Source organism: Micromonospora sp. NPDC003241 (assembly GCF_053589795.1).
Genome location: NZ_JBSFSO010000007.1, coordinates 145937 through 167038, shown reverse-complemented (window position 1 = coordinate 167038; position 21102 = coordinate 145937). Strand labels below are relative to the sequence as shown.

The 21102-nt window shown below is 71.4% G+C and carries 18 protein-coding genes; 9 read left to right on the top strand and 9 right to left on the bottom strand.

What is annotated here, in order from left to right; genetic code table 11:
- Positions 1 to 56: 56 nt before the first annotated feature.
- A complete protein-coding gene (locus ACWDVW_RS08655; RefSeq protein ID WP_449946154.1) occupies positions 57 to 812 on the bottom strand; it encodes a phytanoyl-CoA dioxygenase family protein in 756 nt (251 codons plus the stop codon).
- A gap of 214 nt (positions 813 to 1026) precedes the next feature.
- Here ACWDVW_RS08655 and ACWDVW_RS08650 point away from each other — a divergent pair, with 214 nt between their 5' ends.
- Positions 1027 to 2220, top strand: a complete 1194-nt coding sequence (locus ACWDVW_RS08650) for a DUF455 family protein (protein WP_449946152.1) — start codon at positions 1027 to 1029, stop codon at positions 2218 to 2220.
- Here the strand turns inward: ACWDVW_RS08650 and ACWDVW_RS08645 are convergent.
- The 4 genes from ACWDVW_RS08645 to ACWDVW_RS08630 are packed head-to-tail and all read right to left on the bottom strand — an operon-like array spanning position 2165 to position 6338.
- Complete coding sequence (locus tag ACWDVW_RS08645) at positions 2165 to 3031, bottom strand: HAD family hydrolase (protein WP_449946151.1); 867 nt, start codon at positions 3029 to 3031, stop codon at positions 2165 to 2167. The genes ACWDVW_RS08650 and ACWDVW_RS08645 overlap by 56 nt on opposite strands.
- A 51-nt stretch (positions 3032 to 3082) precedes the next feature.
- Positions 3083 to 3874: an energy-coupling factor transporter transmembrane component T family protein gene (locus tag ACWDVW_RS08640; RefSeq protein WP_449946149.1), complete on the bottom strand. Its 792-nt coding sequence runs from the start codon at positions 3872 to 3874 to the stop codon at positions 3083 to 3085.
- A 3-nt stretch (positions 3875 to 3877) separates the two neighbouring features.
- Positions 3878 to 5548: an ABC transporter ATP-binding protein gene (locus ACWDVW_RS08635; RefSeq protein WP_449946147.1), complete on the bottom strand. Its 1671-nt coding sequence runs from the start codon at positions 5546 to 5548 to the stop codon at positions 3878 to 3880.
- Positions 5549 to 5567: 19 nt separating this feature from the next.
- Positions 5568 to 6338 (bottom strand): QueT transporter family protein, encoded by a 771-nt coding sequence (locus ACWDVW_RS08630; RefSeq protein WP_449946145.1) that lies wholly within the window; start codon positions 6336 to 6338, stop codon positions 5568 to 5570.
- A 146-nt stretch (positions 6339 to 6484) separates the two neighbouring features.
- Here ACWDVW_RS08630 and ACWDVW_RS08625 point away from each other — a divergent pair, with 146 nt between their 5' ends.
- Positions 6485 to 7660 (top strand): sulfatase, encoded by a 1176-nt coding sequence (locus ACWDVW_RS08625; RefSeq protein WP_449946144.1) that lies wholly within the window; start codon positions 6485 to 6487, stop codon positions 7658 to 7660.
- 60 nt (positions 7661 to 7720) lie between these two features.
- On the opposite strand, the gene ACWDVW_RS08620 is transcribed toward ACWDVW_RS08625, so the two are convergent.
- A complete protein-coding gene (locus tag ACWDVW_RS08620) occupies positions 7721 to 8473 on the bottom strand; it encodes a class I SAM-dependent methyltransferase (protein ID WP_449946142.1) in 753 nt (250 codons plus the stop codon).
- Positions 8474 to 8818: 345 nt separating this feature from the next.
- Here ACWDVW_RS08620 and ACWDVW_RS08615 point away from each other — a divergent pair, with 345 nt between their 5' ends.
- The 7 genes from ACWDVW_RS08615 to ACWDVW_RS08585 all read left to right on the top strand — a co-directional run bounded on the left by ACWDVW_RS08615 (position 8819) and on the right by ACWDVW_RS08585 (position 16903).
- Entirely contained in the window at positions 8819 to 9274 is a 456-nt protein-coding gene (locus tag ACWDVW_RS08615) for a hypothetical protein (RefSeq protein ID WP_449946140.1), read from the top strand.
- Positions 9271 to 11295, top strand: a complete 2025-nt coding sequence (locus ACWDVW_RS08610; RefSeq protein ID WP_449946138.1) for a methyltransferase domain-containing protein — start codon at positions 9271 to 9273, stop codon at positions 11293 to 11295. The genes ACWDVW_RS08615 and ACWDVW_RS08610 overlap by 4 nt, the downstream gene beginning before the upstream one ends.
- On the top strand, positions 11289 to 12638 hold the full coding sequence (locus ACWDVW_RS08605; protein ID WP_449946136.1) for a sulfotransferase: 1350 nt from the start codon (positions 11289 to 11291) through the stop codon (positions 12636 to 12638). Before ACWDVW_RS08610 ends, ACWDVW_RS08605 begins: the two co-directional genes overlap by 7 nt.
- Positions 12613 to 13590, top strand: coding sequence for a dimethylarginine dimethylaminohydrolase family protein (locus ACWDVW_RS08600; RefSeq protein ID WP_449946134.1), 978 nt, complete (start codon positions 12613 to 12615; stop codon positions 13588 to 13590). The genes ACWDVW_RS08605 and ACWDVW_RS08600 overlap by 26 nt, the downstream gene beginning before the upstream one ends.
- A gap of 54 nt (positions 13591 to 13644) precedes the next feature.
- Positions 13645 to 14115, top strand: a complete 471-nt coding sequence (locus tag ACWDVW_RS08595) for a DUF6027 family protein (protein ID WP_350699636.1) — start codon at positions 13645 to 13647, stop codon at positions 14113 to 14115.
- A 65-nt stretch (positions 14116 to 14180) separates the two neighbouring features.
- Positions 14181 to 15863: a B12-binding domain-containing radical SAM protein gene (locus ACWDVW_RS08590; protein ID WP_449946132.1), complete on the top strand. Its 1683-nt coding sequence runs from the start codon at positions 14181 to 14183 to the stop codon at positions 15861 to 15863.
- The gene (locus ACWDVW_RS08585) at positions 15860 to 16903 is read left to right on the top strand and encodes a sulfotransferase family protein (RefSeq protein ID WP_449946131.1); all 1044 of its coding nucleotides are present in this window, start codon (positions 15860 to 15862) and stop codon (positions 16901 to 16903) included. The genes ACWDVW_RS08590 and ACWDVW_RS08585 overlap by 4 nt, the downstream gene beginning before the upstream one ends.
- A gap of 106 nt (positions 16904 to 17009) precedes the next feature.
- On the opposite strand, the gene ACWDVW_RS08580 is transcribed toward ACWDVW_RS08585, so the two are convergent.
- The 3 genes from ACWDVW_RS08580 to lysS form a co-directional block, all read right to left on the bottom strand.
- Complete coding sequence (locus tag ACWDVW_RS08580) at positions 17010 to 18113, bottom strand: hypothetical protein (protein ID WP_449946129.1); 1104 nt, start codon at positions 18111 to 18113, stop codon at positions 17010 to 17012.
- Positions 18110 to 19210: an Ldh family oxidoreductase gene (locus tag ACWDVW_RS08575; RefSeq protein WP_449946127.1), complete on the bottom strand. Its 1101-nt coding sequence runs from the start codon at positions 19208 to 19210 to the stop codon at positions 18110 to 18112. The genes ACWDVW_RS08580 and ACWDVW_RS08575 overlap by 4 nt, the downstream gene beginning before the upstream one ends.
- A 114-nt stretch (positions 19211 to 19324) precedes the next feature.
- Entirely contained in the window at positions 19325 to 20998 is a 1674-nt protein-coding gene (gene lysS, locus ACWDVW_RS08570) for a lysine--tRNA ligase (protein ID WP_449946126.1), read from the bottom strand.
- Positions 20999 to 21102 lie beyond the last annotated feature (104 nt).

The following is a 21102-nucleotide window of genomic DNA, read 5'->3' as shown; positions in this document are numbered from 1 at the left end:
CCTCTCGACGGTGGTGCGCCCGTCGGGTCGGCGACGGGCGCGCCGGCAGCGGAGGGTCAGCGCACGAAGCGGTCGGTGGGGTCCTCGTGGTGCGGCAAGCAGTACGGCGGCTCCAGCAGCGCCTGCTGACGGGGACTTAGGGACTGCCGCAACTCGGCCGCCCAATCCAGGTAGACCTTGCTCCACGCGAGATGCCCCGGCGCGTACTTGAACATCACCGACCGACGTTCGTGATCGGCATGCCAGGGATGGGTGCCGTGCGCCATCGCCCCGTTGAAGACCAGCACGTCACCGGCGGCCATCGGCACGTGGTGCACCGCCTCGGCCCGGTAGTCCCAGGACTTCGGCAGCGGGTGGTTGCTCTTGTGACTGCCCGGGATGCACACGAAGCCGCCCTGACCGGCCAGCATGTCGGTCAGCGCCCAGCTGACCGTGATCACACCGTTGGCCATTCGGCCGTGGTGGAAGTGGTAGAACTCCGACTGGCCGTCGGCCTCGAGCGCCCCGCCGTGCAGGGGCAGGCCGGTGGTGCCGGCCCGCATCCGGATGCCGTAGTAGCGGTCCAGTCGGGGTCGGTGCAGCAGCGTGGTCACGATCGGGAAGACCCGCTCGTGGTCGAGCAGGTCGGTGAAGGCCGGCCCCCAACTCAGGAAGCCGGAGAAGATCTGGTCGGCGAACGTGTCACCGGGCGGCGGAAGCTCTTGGCCGTCGATGATCCGATTGACCTCGCCCAGTTGCTCCGGACCGAGCACCTCGCGGAGGACCACGAAGCCCCGCAGGTCAAACAGAAAGCGCTCCTCATCGGTGAGCACCTCGTCACATCCTCTCCCCGAAACGCCGCGACAGAGATCGATGGTAGACGAAGTCCGAAGTCGGCACGACAGTTACCGCCATGGATATCGTGCTCTTGCCCCGGCCCCCGGAAAGCGCTGTAGGATCCGCCCTCAGAGGGATGCGGACGGCCCACGGCGTCGCGTAGCCGCCACGGCCGGACCGGCAGGATCGGACGCTCGGGGAGGTTCCCGCTTGGATCCGGAGTTCGTGCCGCAGGGACTCGACCTCACCCAGAACCGGCGGGCGCTGGCGACCATCCGGGACGCCATGGAGCAGACCATGGGGCTCGCCGCGAGCGTCCTGGTCCGGATTCCCGCCACCGCGCAGAAACTGGCGCTGTCCCGGGAGATCTGGGCGTTGGCCCAGAGCGCGCAGCTCATCGACGAGCGGATCGTCACCCTGCGCACCAGCACCTCCGACGGCCTCACCCCGGACACCGCACGGATACGCCTGCTCAACCGCCTGACCCGGATACCCGACCCGGAGCGACAACGGACGGCTCTGGTCGGTGTCTGCTACCCCGACCTGCGGGACCAGGTGTTCGCGCATCGCTCCCGACTGCTGAGCGCCGCCGACGAGCCCACCGTCGCCTGCCTCACCGACGTGCTGCACCGCATCGACGTGCTGCCCTACGAGCCCACCCTGCGGCAGGACGTCCTGTCCCGGCTGCCGACCGAACCCGTCGCGGACACCCCCTGCCCACCCCTCGCGGTGATCCCGGCACGACCCGGACGCGAACCCCACCTGCGCGAGGGCCGGGCGGTGCCCCCGGACGGACCGGGCCGCTACGGCACGATCCTCTACGACATGGCGTACCGCATCGAGCTGTGCGCGACCGAGGTGTGCGCGGCGGTCCTGGCCCACCACCCCGAGGCGCCGTGGGGCCTGCGCTACGACCTCGCCAAGCAGATCCGGGACGAGGCCCGCCACTTCGAGCTGTTCATGCAACGCGCCCACGAGTGCGGGCTGAGCCCCGGCGACCAGCCGGTGCAGTACGAGGTGTGGGACAAGTTCGCCCTCGGCCGCGACCTCGCCGAACGGCTCATCATCGAACAGCGGATCGGTGAGGGCGCGGCGCTGGACAGCGCGGAGAACGTCCACCGCCGGCTCAAGGCCGACGGCGAGGACCACATCGCGATGGTGTTCGAGTACATCACCGCCGACGAGGTGACCCACGTGGCCAACGGCAACCGCTGGTTGCGTCACCTGCTGGGCAGCGAAGAGGCCGTCCAGGAGGCCGAGGAGCGGGTGTACCGACTCCTGGAGGAGAACGACGCCGGGGCACCGTACAAACACCCGATCAACGCCGACGCCCGCCGGCTCTCCGGCTTCAGTCCCGCCGAGTTGGCGCGGCTACGGCGGCGGACCGGGAACGCGGACCACTGACCGTCCGCGGCGGCGGATCGGCCGGCCACCACCGCTCCAGCACACCGGCCACCCCGTCCTCGCTGTTGGACCCGACCACCTCGTCGGCGACCGCCCGCACGTCGGGATGCGCGTTCGCGACCGCGTACGACCGCCCCGCCCACTCCATCATCGGCAGGTCGTTCGGCATGTCACCGAAGGCGATCACCTCGGACCGGTCGATGCCGAGTTCCTCGGCGAGCGCCGCCAGTGCGGTGGCCTTGGTGACACCGAGCGCGGAGATCTCCATCCGGGCGTCACCCGAGCCGTGGGTCACCACCGCGAGGTCCCCGACCGCCGGCCGCACCAGTTCGAACATCGCGTCCGCGCCGAGTTCGGCGTGGCGTACCAGGAGCTTGACCGCCGGGCGGGCGAGCACCACCGTCAGGTCGACGATGCTCACCTCGGGCAGATCGATGTCCCACCGGGGCCGGTACCCGGGCTCGTGGACGAACGCGTCACCGTACTCGGCCGCGAACGCCGCGTCCGGCAGGATCCGCCGGATGTTCTCGGCGACCGCCCGCAGGCACTCCACCTCCATCGGGTACGACCGCAACACCCGCTGCGTCGGTACGTCGTAGAGCATCGCCCCGTTCGCGCAGACCACCGGCCCACGGTGCGCCGTCTGGGCCAGCACCGGACGCAGCCAGCGCGGCGGACGGCCGGTGACCAGTGCCAACGGCGTGCCCGAGCGGGCCACGGCGGCGAGCGTACGACCGGTGCGGGCGGAGACCGTCTCGTCCGGGCGCAGCAGGGTCCCGTCCACGTCGGTGGCGATCAGGCGAGGCGTCATCGTGCTCCCTCCCGGCCGGCACTACGGCGGCACCACGGTCCCGCCCCGGCGTCACAGCCGTCCGGGCAGCACCACGCCGTACCCGGACAGTCGAAGGTGTATCGCACCGACCAGGATGATCGCCAGCCCGCCCAGCACGGCGACGTCCCGAGCGGTCATCACCGGAGTGCGGTAGCTGGTCCGGCTGCCCCGCACGGTGAACCCCCGGGCCTCCATCGCCAGCGACATCATCGACCCGTGTCGCAGCGCATAGACGATCAACGGCACCACCACGGGCAGGAGCTGGCGGACCCGGCGTACCGGATTGCGGCTGTCCGCCACGAAGCCCCGCGCCGTCTGCGCCTCGATCACCGTGCCGGTCGCGGTCACGAACGCCGGCACCAGGCGCAGCGTGGTGGAGACCACGAACGCCACGGTGTACGGCAGCCGCAGGTGCACCAGCCCGACGGTGACGTCCTCGGTGCTGGTGCAGGAGACGAAGAGGGTCCCGACCATCAGCACGACGACGAAGCGCAGCGCCGCGGCGATGCCGTACAGCAGCGCCTCCCGGGTGACGGTGACCGGGCCCATCGTGAACAGCGTGGTGGTGCCGTCGATGGTGAACTGCCACAGGACGACGTTCACCACGAACACCAGCAGGTACACGTTGCGGAAGCGGCGCAGGTTGCCCAGGCACCCGGCGACGGCGGAGAGCCCCAGCACGATCAACCCGACCACCGCCACGTAGCGGGGATCGTTGAAGGCGAAGGGCAGCCCGGCCAGGGCGAGCAGGCCCAGCAGCTTGGCCCGTGGATCGAGGGCGTGCACCGGTGACGACCGGTGGAGATAGAGGCTCTGGTACACGTCTCACCCGCCCACTCGGACGGCGGCGGCGAGTTCGTCGACCGTGAGCGCGTCCACCCGTAGCTCGTCGGCGAGGTCCACCACGGGCGGCGGTAGCACCGAGGCGGCGGTGAGCACGTCGCGACGCCGGAACACCACCTCGGGCGGCCCGTCGAGGACGATGCGGCCGTCGGTCATCACCACGAGCCGGTCGGCGTACTCGGCGACGAGGTTGGCGTGGTGGGTGACCATGACCACGGTCAGGTCGGCCCGATTGAGGCGGCGCAACAACCGCATGACCGACTGCTGCTGCCGTTCGTCGAGGCCGGTGGTGGGCTCGTCCAGCACGATCACCCGAGGACCCATGGCCAGCACCGCCGCCACGGCCAGGCGCTGCCGGTCGCCCTTGCGCAACAGGAACGGGTCGGTCCGGCGCAGCTCGGTCAGGCCGACGTCGGCCATCGCGGCGTCCACCCGGTCGCGTACCTCGTCGTCCGGGATGCCGAAGTTGCGCGGACCGAAGGCGATCTCGTCCGCCACGGTCGCCGAGAAGAGCTGGTGGTCGGGGTTCTGGAAGACGTACCCCACCTGGCGGGCCACCTCGGCCCGGGGCAGCCCCCGCAGATCCCTGCCCAGCACGTCGACCTGCCCTGCATCGGGCACGAGTAACCCGCTGAGCACCTTGGCCAAGGTCGTCTTGCCGGACCCGTTGCGCCCCATGATGGCGGTGAACTGTCCCTCGTGGATCTCCACCGACACGTCGCGCAGGGCCAGCGTCCGACCGTCGGGATACTCGTGGTCGAGGTGCCGCGCGCTGACCACGGCCGGTCCGGGCACCGCGCGCGCCCGGGCGGGCCCCGCCGAGGGACGCAGCGGGCCGATCAGCGGCACCGCCTCGGCCACGGTGAGGGCGATCTCGGGCAGCCCGAGCCGGTCGCACACGTCGGCGACCTGTGGTGGCCGGACCCCGTGCCGGCGCAGGAGCGCGGGGTCCCGCAGGACGGTGTCGGCGGAGCCGTCCACCGCCACCCGACCCGCCTCCAGCAGCACCACCCGGTCCGCACCGGGGCCGCCGGGCGGGCCCAGCACCGCCTCGGTGTCGTGTTCCACCAGCACGAGGGTGCGCGGCCGTCCACCCCACCAGCGTGCCGCGCGGATCACCTCGACGCGGCTGGCCGCGTCGAGGTCGGTGGTCGGCTCGTCCAGGATCAGGATCTCCGGTTCGAGGGCCAGGGCAGCGGCCAGTGCCAGCCGTTGCTTCTGGCCGCCGGAGAGCGTGGCCGGCTCCCGGTCGCGCAGCTCGGTCAGCCGGAGCAGGCGCAGGTAGTCCTCGACCCGCTGGCGCATCTCGGTGGTCTCGACCGCGAGGTTCTCCAGCCCGAAGGCGAGTTCCAGGGCGACGCTGGTGGCGAAGAGCTGACTCTCGAAGTCCTGGAAGACGATGCCGATGTGCTGCGCCACCTCGGCGGCGGTCAGCTCGGCGAGATCCCGGCCGTCGAGGTGCACCGTGCCCTCCCGGCGTCCCCGCACACTGCGCGGGATCAGGCCGGTCAGCGCCATGGCGAGGGTGGACTTCCCGGCGCCGGCCGCGCCCAGCAACGCGGTGAACTGCTGGGGTGGCAGGCACAGGTCCACCCCGGTCAGCGCCGGGGTGGAGGACCGCCGATAGGTGAAGCCCAGGTGCTTCGCGGTCAACGAGGGGGACATCGTCCCGTCAGAGGAGGGCCGAGCCGAGGAGCACCGCCACGAAGGCGACGCCGACGACCGGGGTGAGCAGGTCGGAACCGCCGAGTTGGAGGCCGACGAGCCAACCGGCGATGCCGCCGACCGCGACGAGCGCCGTGCCCAGCAGCGCGCGCGGCCCTCGGCCCGGTGGCTGGTCCAGATCCATGATCTCGTCCCAGGTCACGCCCATCGCCCGCACCCGCTTGTGCAGGAGGAGGTACAGCAGGCCGCCGACCCAGTTGCCGATCACGAAGTTCGCCGCCAGGGTGACCGCGACCACCCGGAACGGCACGAAACCGAGCAGGTCGAGGCCCCAGGCCAGCACGACCGCGCTCGCCGCCGCCGCGACGACACCGATGGCCAGGTAGGTCAGCACCGGGCGGACCCGGTCGCCGGCCGGTGCGTCCTCGGTGTCGGCGTCGAGCTGCGCCGGACGGGGACCGAAGCGGGACCAGAGGGTGAAACCGAGGTATCCGAGCAGGGCGTTCGACAGGAAACCGAATACCGAGCCGAGTGCGAGACTGCCCGTGAACAGGTCACCGACAATGTTTCCGATGCCGAGGCCCCATGCCCCGGCCGGACCGAACAGGATTCCGAAAACCATCGGGAAGATGGTGCGGATCGAGAAGCTGAGGACGCCCGGCACCAGATCGATGCTGAACGGCGACAACGCGATGTACGCCGTCGCGTACAGGGCGGCAGTGACGGCCGTGAGGACCACCATCTGCGGGTATTTCCACATCAGGATGCACGACCGCATTACGCCCCCCTAAGCCGATGGCGACGAACATAACGCCAACGATGATCACCGTCAACGTGTCAACGGCGGACCACTTCCGTGGTCGTCAATGCATGCATCGATCAGCTACGATCCCCAGACTGCCCGTAGCCAGCGAGGGGGTTCTCGTGGACCGGCCCAGTGTCCTTTTCGTCTCGCTCGACACCGTCCGCGCCGACGTCGCGTATTCCGGGAGGTTCCCCGGCGTGGAGGGGCTCCGCCGCAGGGGTGTCACGTTCCGCCAGGCCGTGTCGTCCTGTCCGCTGACTCCGGTCAGCCATGCCACGGTCTTCACCGGGCTGCAACCACCGAACCACGGCATCCGTCACCTGTTCCGTGAGCAACTCCGCGCCGACGTGCCCACACTGGCCGAGCGACTGCGCGAGGTCGGCTACCGGACCGGCGCCGTGGTCTCCTGTCCCGGTCTCAACAAGTGGTACGGCATCGACCGCGGCTTCGACTTCTATGACGACGAGATCCCGTTGCTGCCCGACGGGCGGGACCCCCTCGCGGTGGGCGACGTGAAGCTGCGCGGGCTGGCCCTCAAGCGGGCGCCGATGGTCGCCGAGCGGGCCGGCGACTGGCTGGCCGAACAGAACAGCCCGTTCTTCCTGTTCGCCCACTTCTTCGACGCGCACTGGCCGTACGAGCCGCCGGAGGACGTCGGCGTGGCCGTCGACAACCCCTACGAGGGCGAGGTCGCCTACAGCGACCACTACCTCGGGGTGCTGCTCGACCGGCTGGCCGCCGCCGGGCACGACATCGACTCGATGCTCGTCGTCTGCTTCTCCGACCACGGCGAGGACCTCGGTGGTTGGTACTCCAACGACCACGCGGGGGAGCGGGGGCACCCGTACGAGGAGGGGCATGGCTGCCTGCTGCACGACGCCACCCAGCACGTGCCGATGATCTTCTCCGGGCCGGGGGTGCCGACCGGCCGGGAGTTCCACGAGCAGGTGCGACTGGTCGACATCATGCCCACCGTGCTGGACCTGCTGGGACTGCCGGCGACCCCCACCGACGGCGAGTCCATGGTGTCGTTCTTCCGGGACCTGACCGGCACCTCCCGGCCCGCGTACTCGGAGACCTACTTCCCCCAGGAGAAGCGCGAGGCCAGCGAGTACCGCGAGTTGCGGGCGCTGGCGTCGGTCCGCACCGACGGCCGCAGCAAGACGATCTGGCAGCCCGTGGAGGGCGGCGCCGTCGACTGGTACGACCTGACGACCGACCCGGACGAGTTCCACCCCGTCCCGCTGGTGTCCCCGACGGTCGCGCCGCCCGCCGTCGCACCGGTGGTGGACTGAGCGCACGCGGTCCCCGGCCGACGGGGCAGCGCCCCTCGTCGGCCGGGGACCGCCCGCGCGTCAGTCCCCGGCGGGACGCCCCGCCGCGATCTCGAAGAGCATCCGGTCGATGATCCGCCCGTCGGTCTGCTCCACCGCGTGCAGCCGACGGAACTCCGGCGACATGGACCGGTACACCCGGCGGATCGCCTCCCTGGCGTCCTCGTCGATGGCGCCGTTGTCCGACCAGACGTCGACGTCCTCGACCGAGACGTACCCGCGGGTCTCCACCTCCACGCAGCCCGCCTCGCGCAGCAGGTCCGCGAGGTCGCCCGGCAGGAAGAAGTGTCGACGCACCGGGTTGCGCAACCGCAGGATCTCGAAGTACTCGTCACGGTCGGCGGTGCCGTAGGCGCAGAGGTTGATCAGGACGACCCGGCCGCCGGGTCGGGTCACCCGGGCCATCTCGGCCACCGCGGCCGGCAGCTCCATGAACTGGATGCCCTGCCGGCAGACCGTGATGTCGAAGGAGTCGTCGGGGAAGGGCAGGTCCTCGGCGGGGGCGAGGACGAGGTCGTCCAGCGACGGCCGGGCCTGCTCCGCCATGGCCGCGGTCACGTCGACGCCGACGAGTCGCGCCACCCGGCCGCTGAACAGCCGGGAGACCAGTCCGGTGCCGCAGGCCACGTCGAGCACCTCGTGCTCCGGCCCGGGCGTGGTCAGGTCGAGAACCAGGCGGCCGAGTTCGGTGTCCGTGCACCAGGCGCTGGAGCGGTCGTAGCCCTGCGCCCGTGCGGTGAAGTGGTCGACGACGTCCTGATCGCTAATTGTCACTGCTCCCCCTGTCGTTTCCACAATTCGGGACCGGCCGCGCCGGCACGGGACCGCTGTGCGGTAGCGCGCGGCGGCGATGAGGAACCCCCGCAAGGCTTCCGAGCGACCCTGCCGAAGGCTCACTGACATTGACGTTGGACTCTAGACGGGTGATGGTCGACGCGTCTATAGTTCTGACCACCGGGCCTGGTGAGCCGGGCAGTGATGTGCCTGGTCAACGTTAGACGACGATTCGGGGGCGCCGCTCCCGCACCCTTTCGGCCAATTGAATCCCGATACCGACTCCGGCGTTTTCCGCTCCGGTCGGCAAATGCTCACAATCATTCGGGGGAGTGGAACGGCATAATGAGTGCGCTCACCGAGGAATTGTTCGACGAGATCCGCGCGGCGTTCGTCGCGGAAGCATCGACCGTCCTGCGTTTCCAGTACTTCGCCCAGGTGTCCGAGATCGAGGGCTCACTCGACTCCGCCCGGCTGTTCACCGAACTCGCCGAGAGCGCGGCCTGTGTGGCGCACGGGCATCTCGACTTCCTGCAGGCCGTGGCCGACCCGGCCACCGGGCGGCCGCTGGGCGACACCGACCTCAACCTCGCCGCGGCGCTGAGCAGCGAGATGGAGGCCGCGACCGCCCGCTACCCCGCGCTGGTCCAGCAGGCGCACGAGGAGGGACTGGCAGACGTCGCGAGCTGGCTGGAAACCCTGCGCGCCCTCAAGCACGCGCACCTGGCCAAGCTGAGCGCCGCCCACGAGGCGCTGCGCGGCGTACCGGCCGGGCCGCTCGGCGAGCCGGTCGCCGGATGACCACCGGCCCGCAGACCGCCGATCAGGAAGTGAGCCAGCCGATGGAGTCCACGCAGGCCGCCCCGGCACCCGCCGACACCAGGTACGACGCCAGCACGATCAGGGTCCTCTCCGGCCTCGACGGAGTACGCCGACACCCGTCGATGTACATCGGCTCGGTCGGTGTGGCCGGCTGGCACCACCTGGTCAGCGAGCTGGTCGACAACGCGGTCGACGAGGCGGAGGCGGGACACTGCCGCGACGTCGAGGTCGTCCTGCACCGCGACGGCTCCTGCTCGGTCGGCGACGACGGCCGGGGCATCCCCGTCGACCCGCACCCGGAGCACCAGCGCCCGGCGGCCGAGGTGCTGCTGACCACCCTGCACTCCGGCGGCAAGTTCGAGGCCGGTTCCTACCGCACCTCGGCTGGGTTGCACGGCGTCGGCCTCTCCTGCGTCAACGCCCTGTCCGAGCGGCTGGAGCTGGACGTCTGGCGCGACGGCGCCCACCACCGGCAGACCTACGCGCGAGGCGCGCCGATCGGCGACCTCGCACGGGTCGGCGCGTCGGACCGTACCGGCACCCGGATCCGTTTCCTCCCCGACGAGACGGTCCTGGAGACCGCACAGTTCTCCGCCGCCCTGATCCGCAGCCGGCTGGAGGAGGTCGCCTTCCTGCACCCGGCGCTGACCCTGCGGCTGCGCGACGAGCGCACCGGGGAGGACGTCCGGCTCAGCTACCAGTCCGGGGTGGGCGGGTTCCTGCGGCACCGGCACCGCGACGCGGTGTGGGTGCACCCGGACCCGCTGGCCGTCCGGCACGAGACCGACGACCTGGCGCTCGACGCCGCCTTCTGCTGGACCGAGGGCTACACCGAGGACATCCAGAGCTTCGTCAACACCGTCCGGACCGACCACCACGGCACCCACGTGGACGGGTTGCGCACCGCGCTGGCCGAGGTGATCAACGAGTACGCGACCAGCCGCGGCCTGCTCGACCCGACCGCGGGAGAACGGATCACCACGGTCGACATCCTGGAAGGGCTGGCCGCGGTCGTGGCGGTCCGGATGCGCAGCCCCCGCTTCGACGGACAGACCAAGAAGCGGTTGCAGAGCAGCGAGGTCGCCGGCTTCGTCCGCGCCGCCGTGTCGGCCGAGCTGACCCGACAGTTGGCGCTCGACGAAGACCTGGGGCAGCGGCTGGTCAAACGGACGCTCGACTCCGCCCGCGCCCGCCTCGCCGCCCGGCTGGCCAGCCGCACCGCACAGGTCCGACGCCGCCGCATCGAGGTCGACTACGCCGTCTACCAACGTCAGTTCGGCATCCGCTCCCGCAACTGGCACGACTCCTGCTCCTGGCTCACCGACGAGGGACTGTTGGCCCAGCACGCGGCGCTGTGCGACGTCGCCCCCGACGCCCGGATGCTGGACGTCTGCTGCGGCAGCGGAGTGGTCGGCAACGCCTTCCGGGGCCGCGTCGGCGAGATGATCGGCCTGGACATCACCCCGGAGATGGTGGCGCTCGCCTCCACCCGGCTCGACAAGGTCCACCAGGGCACCGTCTACGACCTGCCCTTCCCGGACGCCAGCTTCGACCTCGTCGTCAACCGCGAGGTCCTGCACCTGCTGCCGAACCCGGAGAAGCCGGTGTCGGAGGTCTTCCGGGTCCTCAAACCGGGCGGGCAGTTCATCGTCGGTCAGATCGTCCCGTACGCCGACGAGGACGCGTACTGGATGTTCCGGATCTTCAAGAAGAAGCAGCCGTTGCTGTTCCAGATGTTCCGTGAGCCCGACTTCCGGCGGCTCCTGCTGGGCGCCGGCTTCACCGACCTGGCGATGGAGGAGTACCTGCTCTGGGAGTCGATCGACAAGTGGATCGACACCCACGAGACGACCCCCGCGGCCCGCCAGGAGATCTACCGCCTGTTCTACGACGCCCCGGCCCAGGTGCGGGCGGTGCACCCGTTCGAGGTCGCCGCCGACGGATCGGTACGCGACCAGTGGCGCTGGTGCGTGTACTCGGTACGGAAACCGGTGTGTTGACCGGCACCGCGCCCGGGCTCGCCGGTAACGCCCACCTGGCGGACCGGCTGACCGAGCTGCGCCGGCTGCGGCGCCCCGTGGTGCGGGACTTCACCGGCCGGGTGCGGGACCTGGTGGTGCTGGCCTCCAGCTCCCGCAGTGGCTCCAGCATGCTCGCCGAGATGCTGCGCCGCACGCCCGCGCTGCTGCACCTGCGTGCGGAGTTCAACCCGTACCTGCGGCTGGCCGGCCTGGTGCCGCCGGCCAGCGGGACCGGCTCCGACCAGCTCGACGCCGCGCACCTGGCCGCCCTGTCGCCCGCGCGCCGCCGGGTCTTCGACGAGGAGCTGTCGCTGGACGTCGGCCGACCGGACCCGACGGTCTCGCCGGAACAGTTCCTCCTGGACGCGGCCTGGCGGTTCACCATCCAGTGGCCGACCCTGGAGATCGACCTGGCCGACTGGCTCGACACGGCCCGCCGGGTGCTGGTCGAGCTGTCGTCGCAGCCCGACTTCGATCCCGCCTGCCTGTCGCACGCGGCCCGGTTCCACGCCCGGCTGCACGCCGCGCTCGCCGTGCGCGGCGTGCCCGTGCGCACCGGCTACTACGACATGCCACCGCACCTCGCCGGACCGCCGTGGCGGCAGGACGTCCGGGGCGCGCCCGGCGAACTGCTGGTGGAGGAGCCGCCCTTCGTGCTCACCGTCGGTTGGCGCTACGCCACCGCACACGACCTCGCCACCCGTCCACTGGTGATCAAGACTCCGAGCAACGCCTACCGCCTGGGCTTCCTCCGCGCACTGTTCCCGAACGCCCGGATGCGCGTGCTGCACCTGACCCGCAACCCGGCCGGATCCATCAACGGCCTGTACGACGGCTGGCTCTATCACGGCTTCCACGCCCACCGGATGGACCGGCCGCTGAACATCACCGGCTACGGGCGGGACCGGCCCGAGGACCGCTGGTGGTGGAAGTTCGACCTGCCGCAGGGCTGGCAGGACTACACCCGGGCGCCCCTGCCGGACGTCTGCGCCCTGCAGTGGCGCTCCTGCCACCGGGCGATCCTCGACGACGCCGCCGCGCTGCGCCTGCCCTACCTGCGGGTGCGGTTCGAGGACCTGGTGCGTACACCGCAGAGCCGGGCGGGCGTGCTGACCCGGATCACCGACTGGCTCGGGGTGCCGATGGACGGACCGCTGCGCGCGATCGCGGCCGACGGACTGCGGGACCCGGTGGTCGCCACCGCGCCGCCGCAGCCCGGCCGCTGGCGCCAGCGGGCGGAGCTGGTGCGCGCCGCGATCGGGGGACCGGAACGGGGACTGGCCGAGGAGCTCGGATATGACGACGACGAATCCTGGATCTGAGACCACGGCGCCGCCGCGCCCCAGCACTCTCGGCGGTGCCGGCTGGTCGCCCCGGCCGACCAGCCACGAGCAGGAGGTGGCGGACGGCCGGCTCTGGGCCCGCTGCGGCTACCGGTCGGAGTCCGCGCCGCTGCGGGCGGTGCTGCTCGGCTGGCCACCGGAGAGTTTGGCGCGGATCACCGATCCGGCCGCCGCGCTGATGACCGCGCCGGTGGACCTCGACGTCATGCGCGCGGAGACCGAGGCGGTCGCCGCCGCGTTCACGGACGCGGGCGTGCAGGTGGTGCTGGCCCGCCCGGCGGCGGACACGCCACCGAACTTCGTCTTCACCCGTGACCTGTTCGTCGCCACCCCGGCGGGCGTGGTGGTGGGCCGCACGGCCGCCGCGCAACGGGCCGGCGAGGAGCGGTACGCCGCCGCCGCGCTCGCCGCCGCCGGATACCCGGTGCTGGCCACCGTGGCGGGCACCGCCACCTTGGAGGGCGCGGACGCGCTGTGGCTGGACCGCGACACGGTGATGGTCGGGGTGGGTTTCCGGACGAGCGCTGCCGGGGCGGAGTGTCTGCGCCGTGTGCTGGCGGCTCAGGGCGTGCAGGTGGTCACCGTCCGGCTCGGTCCGGGTGTCCAGCACCTCCTCGGCGCGGTGACCTTCCTCGACGAGCGGTTGGCGGCGGTGCACGCCGCCGCCGCGACCGACGAGCTGCGGGCGCTGCTGCGCTCCCGGGACGTGCGGCTGGTGGAGTTCGCGCCGGACGACGAGCTGCTGCGGCGACGGGGGATGAACCTGGTGGCGCTGGGTCCCCGGCGGGTCCTGATGCCGACCGGCGCGCCGGGCATCCGCCGCCGTCTGGAGGGCGTCGGCGTGACCGTGACCGAGGTCGGCGTCGACCAGCACGTCCGTGCCGCCGGGGCACTGGGCTGTATGACGGGCATCCTGCACCGGGCGGACTGACGGGCGCCCCGCCCGGGGCGGACTGAGCACGGAAGCAGCGACGTGGGAGGCGAGATGACCACATCAGCGTCGGAGCGCAACGTCGGCGGGGAACCGGCCGAGGAGCCGCTCGTCCGCCTGGAACGCTGGCACGCCACCTGGCCGGAGGACGACCCGCACGCCAACTTCCGCGACGAGGTGATGCGGTACGGCATGCTGGACCCGCTGGTGACCCTGCGCGGGATGTCGCGCAACCTGGGCATCCCGGTCGGCGTCCTGGCCCGCTACGTGCTGGCCCGCTGGGCGACCGGCGGCAGCGAAGGGCTGTTGGAGATCGGCCCGGTCATGGTGCGGCGACTGTGGAAGCCGATCGCCGAGGCGGAGGCCGCGGACGACGACGCCCGTCGGCTGGCCGCGTACCACCAGGTGCGTCAGATGATCTCGTGGCTGAAGGTTCCCCTCGACGACCCGAGTGTCTATCCGGTGGCCGGTGAGTCCGGCCCCGGAGACGACGAGACCCCTCTAGATCGACAAAGCTCGATATAATCGTGCTCAATCGCCGGGCGTCCCGACCGGACGGCCCGGCGGCGACGACAGGAAGGTCTCCAGTCATGCCTCGTGTCCTTTCCCTCGCTCCCGAGCTGTACGCCAACGCCACCGACTCCGTCGACCACCGCTACCAGGAACAGATGCGGGAGCAGGACAAGACGCCGGTACCCACCGACCCCACCCTGCCCCGGTTCACCCTGGTCGTCGGCCCGTCACCGTTCACCATGCCGCGTGGTTGGGAGTTCTTCCTGACGTCCCCCTACGAGGGGGCCTCCTACATCTCCACCGTCCTGCACAACGCCGGCTACCCGGTGCGCATCGTCGACGTCCGGTACACCCCGAACCCTCTCCAGGCCGCCTACGACCAGATCATCGGCCAGACCGACGTCCTGGGCATCTGCACCTTCGAGGACAACTTCCCGTTCTGCAACGAGCTGATGGCCATGGTCCGGGACAACGCACCCGAGATCCCCATCATCTGCGGCGGTTCGCTGGTCACCTCGGTGCCCAACCTGTTCATGGAGCACACCGCCTGCGACATCGCGGTGATCAGCGAGGGTGAGATCACCATCCTCGACCTGATGGAGAGCTACGCCGCCGGCCGCTGGGCACAGGACCTGCCCACCACCCGCGGCATCCTCTATCGCAGCCCGGAGGGGGTCGTGAAGCGCACCCCGCCGCGCGGACAGATGATGGACCTCGACGCGCTGCCCCGGATGCGCCTGGAACTGTGGCCGCAGGCGCAGAGCCCGATGGGCCTCCAGCCGCAGATCATCTCCTCCTACAGCCGTGGCTGCAAGATGGACTGCTCCTTCTGCTACCGGACCACACCCCAGGTACGCGCCAAGTCACCCGAGAAGATGGACGCCGACCTGGCCTGGCTCAAGAGCCGCTACGGCATCGAGTTCAGCTTCTTCGTCGACCTCACGTTCAGCTCCCACCGCCGCCAGACCATCGAGATCTGCGACGTCATCAAGGACCACGACCTGCGCTGGACCTGCCTGACCCGGTGCGCCGACATGGACAAGCCCAGGATCGACGCGATGCGCGACGCCGGCGCCGACATCATCCTCTACGGCGTCGAGTCCCTCGGCTCCGAGGTGCTGCGCGAGGCCCGCAAGGGCAACTCGGAGAACATCACCGTCCGGGCCATGCGGACCACGTTCGACGGCGGCGTACGGTTCGGTGCCCTGCTCATCGTCGGCCTGCCCAACGAGAGCGAGGAGTCGCTCAACCACATGGTCGAGTTCGCCGAGACGTACAACCACGTGACCCGGGTCAAGTACCTCTCCGCGATGCCGGGCACCACCGTCTACCAGCAGGCGCTCCAGTCCGGCCTGATGCGCAGCGAACTGGACCACGTCAACTGGCTCTCCATCGAGCAGGCCCTGCACGAGGACGAGTTCCTCAACGTCAGCGGGCTCTCCGAGCAGGCCTGCCGCGACGCCTACAAGCGCGTCTACGACGCCTACCAGCCCGGCCCGGTGATGGACTTCCAGCACTGGCCCGAGAACTTCACGCACTTCCACCCCAACCCCGACGACGGGCTGACCCGCTCCACCTCGTACGCCGGCTCGGGCTGGCGGGCCGAGGCCAGTTCCGCCGGCGCGCCGCTGGTGCCCGGCTCGGAGCGGTACACCCTGGACCAGGTGGCCTCGCCGGAGGTCGCCGCCGCCGGAAGCAGCCTGATGGCCTGCGGCGCGAAGAAGGTGACCGGAGGACTGGTCACCGCCGGCGCGGCGTGACCACGGACGGCACCGGGCGGAGCGGCCGCACCCGGAGCCCGGTACTCATCATCGGCACCGAACGCTCCGGCTCGAACCTGCTCCGCCTGGTGCTGAACGCACACTCCCGCATCGCCGTCCCGCACCCGCCGCACTTCATGCGCTACCTGGCCCCGGTGGCCGACTGCTACGGCGACCTCACCGACGAGGGCAACCGGCGACGGCTCGTCCACGACGCCTGCCTCCTGCTCGACCGGCACATCTCCCCGTGGCTGCACCGCGTCGACCCCGACCTGGCGGTGGCCCGGGCGAGTCCCACCCTCTTCGGAGTGGTCGCCGAACTCTACGAGCAGTACCGCGAGGCGGAGGGGAAGGCCCGCTGGGGCTGCAAGAGCACCTTCATGGTCGACCACGTCGCCGACGTGCTGGCCGAGTACCCGGCGGCCCGGTTCGTCTGGCTGGTCCGTGACCCCCGGGACGTGGCCGCCTCCGCCCGCCGCGCGGTGTTCGGGCACTGCCACCCCTACCTCACCGGGCAGCTCTGGGCCCGGCAGCAGACCTCGGCCGCCGACGCGCTGGCCCGACACGGCCCCGACACGGTCCACCTGCTGCGCTACGAGGACCTGGTGCGGCAGCCCCAGGACATGATCACGCAGCTCTGCGCCTGGCTGGGGGAGTCGCCGGAACCCGCGCTCTTCGCCCACGACCGCACTCCGACGGCCCGGGCCCTGGCCGGCCTCTCGGAGTCCTGGCGCAACGCCGGCCGACCGGTGACCACCAGCAGCGTCGGCACCTGGCGCAGCCGACTGGCCCCCGCCGAGGTCGGCCTGGTGGAGGCCGCCGCCGGGCCGGTGATGGCCGAACTGGGTTACCCCGTCGACGCCGCCGGGGCCGCCGCACCACCCCATCCGGCCCTGCTGCGCCTGCGCGAGGGCGCCCTGCGGGCCGGCGTCGAGTACCGATCGCTGCGGCAGGACCGCAACGCCGTACGCCGGTGGCGGCGCGACGCGACCGTGCGCTGGATCCACACCCGCGCCCGCCTCACCCGCCTGGGCGTGTAAGGAGGGGTCCCCTGCTAACGCCTCGTGCATAGCAGGGGACCCTTCCTAACCTCCGTCCCGGCCCGGCACCGGCGACCGGCACCGGCACCGGCGACCGGCACGCCGGTCAGCGTCGCCCGGCGTAGCCCGCCAACACCTCCAGCAGCGCGTCGGCGTGCCGCTCGAAGGTGTACTCCCGCCGCCGGGCCAGCACGTCGGCACCGAGCCGGTCCAGTCGCGCCCGGTCGTGCAGCACGTCGGCCAGGTCGTCGTACCCGTCGAACAGGAAACCGATCCCCTCCTGCCGCACGATGCGCTCCATGGCCTCCTGGCCGCCGCGCTGCTGCGCCACCGGCAACCCAGCGGCCAGGTACGGCACCAGCCGGTTCGGCCGGTTCATCCGCTGGAAGCCCACCTCGTGGGTGCCCTGCGCCACCACGTGCATCAACCCGGCGTCGTACCGGGACCACTCGGCGACGAACCGCTCCGGCGGAATGTGGTCGTGCAGATGCACGTAACCGCTCTCGGCGAGCCGGGCGTACTCGGCGCGGGCGTGCGCGTTGTCCACACTCCAGATCGACTGGGCGTTCGGGCCGATGTACTTGCCGCCGTAGATGTGCACGTGGACCCGGCGGCGGCTCAACGCCGCACACAGCTCGCGGATGTCGGTACGGCCCCGGGTGCTGGACACCCCACCGGCCACCAGCAGATGCGGCTCCGAGTCGCGGGCGTGCAGCTTGCCGGTCAGCTCGTCGGTGAAGTACCGCGCCGGTAGGTAGTCCGGGTCGAGCAGGTGCGCCGATGCGTCGCGGACCCCGTACGCACCACGGAAGTAGTCCAGCGACTCCTGGTTGATGTAGATCTGCCCGGCGGTCTCGGTCAACGCCCGCCGCTCCAGGTCGGCCGCCTCGCAGAAGTGCTCCTTGTGGTGCCGCACCACCGGACCCACCCCGGCATCGAGCAACTCGCCGAGCAACTGCAACGACCCGTCCCAGACGTTCTTCAGGCTGTAGACCACGTCCACGCGGTGCTCCGCCGCGATCCGGGTCAACTCCGCACCGGCCGGCCCCGCCGGCAGCCGGTACTGCGGCACACTCGACGGCAGCACGTCCGGCGTGGGCCGCTGCGCCGGTGCGGGCATCGTGACGTACGTCAACCGGTGTCCCCGCTCGGCCAACGTCATGATCCGCTCCGGGTACCGGCCGAGCCGCCCTGCCACCAGGATGTTCACGCCGTTCCCTCCGCCGGGATCGACTCCGACCCGCCCGCGCCCGACCCGCCCGCGCCCGAGGCGTCGGCCGCCGCCGGTGCGTCGATGCCGAGACCGGCGGCCACCGTGCACAGGTCACGCCACGTGGCGTCGGGCAGCACCACCCCGTCGGCCGCCGCCCGGGCGCGCTGCTCCGGCTCACCCGGCACCAGTACCTCGCCGGAGTCCGGATCGGCCGGCACCGCCTTGAGCCGCCGCACCGTCGCCTCGACGAAGTCGTGCAACCGTTGCGACGGTCCGAACCGGGCCGGGTCGACGGCGAGCACGAACAGGCAACTCGACCGCTCGGCACCGGCGAACCGGTCGCCGTCGCTGAGCCCGACGGCGAGCAACTCGGCGATCACCGCGAGCGCGAAACCCTTGTGGCCCCCGAACGGCAACAGGTGCCCGCCGGTGAAGAAGTCCTCCAGGCGGACACTCGGCGCGCCCTGCGCGTCCAGCAGCCACCCCGGAGGCACGGTCTGCGCCCCGGCGGCCCGTGCGATCTGCAGCTTCCCGATGGAGACCATGCTGGTGGCGAAGTCCAACACCACCGGAGGTCGGCCCGCCGCGCGCGGGATGGCCCAGGTGACCGGGTTGGTGGCCAGGGCGCCGTCCGTCCCGCCGTACGGCGCGACCTTCCACGGACCCTGACCCTCTCCGCCGGCCAACAGGCCGATCAGGCCGGCGTCGGCGATGCGTTCGGACCAGCCGCCCAGCCGCCCGGTGTGGTGCGCGTGCGACATCACCACCGCCGCCAGTCCGCTGTGGGCGGCCTTCTCCACCACCAGATCGACGGCGTACCGGGCGGCCAGGTGACCGAAACCGCCCGCGCCGTCGACCACGGCGGTCGCGGGCGCGTCGTCGACGACGAAGGGCCGCGCGGTCGGCTTCAACCGGCCCTGGGCGATGTCCCGCAGGTACGACGGCAGCTTGAGCACACCGTGCGAGCCGTGCCCGGCCAGGTCGGCGCCGATCAGCGAGCCGGCGACGACCTCCGCGACGTCGTCCGGTGTGCCGGCCTGACCGAGCAGTGCGAGTACCAGTCGACGAAGGTCTTCGACGGCGATGAGGGCCATGGGCGTCCTGTCGGATGTCGGGTGTCGAGGGCAGACAGCCTTCTTAACCCATCACCGACCCACCGGGCAATCCATCTCCATGGATGAGCGTGATCGACCCTGGTCGACCCCTGCTCAGCCCCGACCGGCGGTCGCGTCGGCCTCCTGCGGGGTGAGCAGCGCCCGGACCTGGTCGGCACCGAGCGCCAGCAACAGGGTCGGCAGCCGAGGGCCGGTGTCACGGTGCACCAGGAGCCGGTACACGAGACTGAAGAACGCCCGCTGGGCGGCCCGCAGCTCGGGAGTGGGCGCGGTGTCCAGCGGAAGCCCGAGCTGCCGCTTCGGCACCCCGTAGACCAGGGTGGTCAGCCCGTCCAGCGTCCAGTCCTCCGTCAGCCCCTCGGCGAGCAGCCGCAACCCCTCACGCTGCACCGGGTCGAGGGAGGCCAGCAGCTCCCGGTCCGGCTCCGTCCGCACCTGCGTACGCTCCGCCGGCGCGACGTGCGTGGCCACCCAGTCCGCCGCGCGGTCGAGCCGGGGACGCACCTCGTCCAACGAACCCACCGGATCCTGCGGCGTCATGTCCCGCAGGATCCGCAGCGTCTGCTCCTCCGTGCCGGCGGTGATGTCGTACACCGACGCCAGGGTGCGGAAGGACATCGGCCGCGCGGTCTGCGGCAGCTCCACCTCGGCCGTACGCAGCGAGCGGTCCAGCACCACCGCGTCGACCTCCGACGCGGTGCCCGCCCGAACCCGCCCCACCAGGGCGTCCCACTCGTCGTAGAGCCGGCTCACCTCTTGGTCGAAGGCCACCGTGATGGACTGGTTCGGCCGACGCCGCACGTACAACCAGCGCACCAGGGCCGGTTCCAGGATCCGCAACGCGTCGTCGGGCGTCGGGGCGGCACCGGCGGAACCGCTGAGCTTGGCCGCCCCCTTGGTGCCGACGAACGAGTAGCCCCGATAGACCGGCGCCTTACCGCCGTACACCCGGTCGACCACCTCGCCGCCGACCGTGTAGCTGGAGCCGGGGGAGGAGTGGTCCACCCCGGCCGCCTCGAACAGCACCTGCTCGTACGCCCACCGCATCGGCCAGTCGACCTTCCAGACCAGCTTCCCCGGATCCTGCCGGTCCAGCCAGGCCTGGTCGGAGTGCCCGCAGGCGCAGGTGTAGCGGATCTGGGTGGTCTCGTCGTCGAAGGAAACGATCGTGGTGTCGTCGCGCCGGCAGACCGCGCAGTAGACCTTGTACGGGTAGTAGGTGTCGTCGGCGGTCAGCCCCTCCTCGGACTCGCCCTGGTCGACCTTGGTGCGGTATCTGCCCAGCACCGCGCCGATCAGCTCCCGAGCCCGCATGGCCGTGACGACCTGCTCGCGGTATCGGCCGCTGGTGTACATGGCGGTCTGCGAGATCTCGTCGACGACCACGCCGAGCTGACGCAGCGCCGCCCGGAACGGGGCCTTGAAGTGCTCGGCCCAGTTCTCGTGCTCCCCGCACGGGTCCGGCACCCCGGTCAGCGGACGGCCGACGTACTCCGCGAAGGAGGGGTCGACCCCGGCCGGAACCTTCCGCAGCCGGTCGTAGTCGTCCCAGGAGAGCAGATGCCGGCTCGGCAACCCACGCCGACCCAACTCGTCGGCGACGAAGTGCTGGACCATGATCTCGCGCAGGTTACCCAGGTGGATCGGCCCGGACGGACTGATCCCCGAGGCGCAGACGAGCACCGGTGTCCCGGGTCGGCGCTCCCACTCCGCCACCACGTCGTCGGCCACTCGCGCCACCCAGTCGCCGGCATCAACCTCAGCCACCGAACTCCCCTCCAGCCGTGTCGGCCCACCACACTAGTGCCGGCACACCGCCGTTGTCCGGACGCCTCACGAACACGCTGAGTCGTCGGCGCGCCGGACCCGCC

Bases quoted from the DNA above. Each gene is read 5' to 3' on its own strand.
- ACWDVW_RS08590 (WP_449946132.1), top strand. From the start codon at position 14,181: ATGCCTCGTGTCCTTTCCCTCGCTCCCGAGCTGTACGCCAACGCCACC.
- ACWDVW_RS08575 (WP_449946127.1), bottom strand. From the start codon at position 19,210: ATGGCCCTCATCGCCGTCGAAGACCTTCGTCGACTGGTACTCGCACTG.
- ACWDVW_RS08595 (WP_350699636.1), top strand. From the start codon at position 13,645: ATGACCACATCAGCGTCGGAGCGCAACGTCGGCGGGGAACCGGCCGAG.
- ACWDVW_RS08615 (WP_449946140.1), top strand. From the start codon at position 8,819: ATGAGTGCGCTCACCGAGGAATTGTTCGACGAGATCCGCGCGGCGTTC.
- ACWDVW_RS08610 (WP_449946138.1), top strand. From the start codon at position 9,271: ATGACCACCGGCCCGCAGACCGCCGATCAGGAAGTGAGCCAGCCGATG.
- ACWDVW_RS08645 (WP_449946151.1), bottom strand. From the start codon at position 3,031: ATGACGCCTCGCCTGATCGCCACCGACGTGGACGGGACCCTGCTGCGC.
- ACWDVW_RS08600 (WP_449946134.1), top strand. From the start codon at position 12,613: ATGACGACGACGAATCCTGGATCTGAGACCACGGCGCCGCCGCGCCCC.
- ACWDVW_RS08630 (WP_449946145.1), bottom strand. From the start codon at position 6,338: ATGCGGTCGTGCATCCTGATGTGGAAATACCCGCAGATGGTGGTCCTC.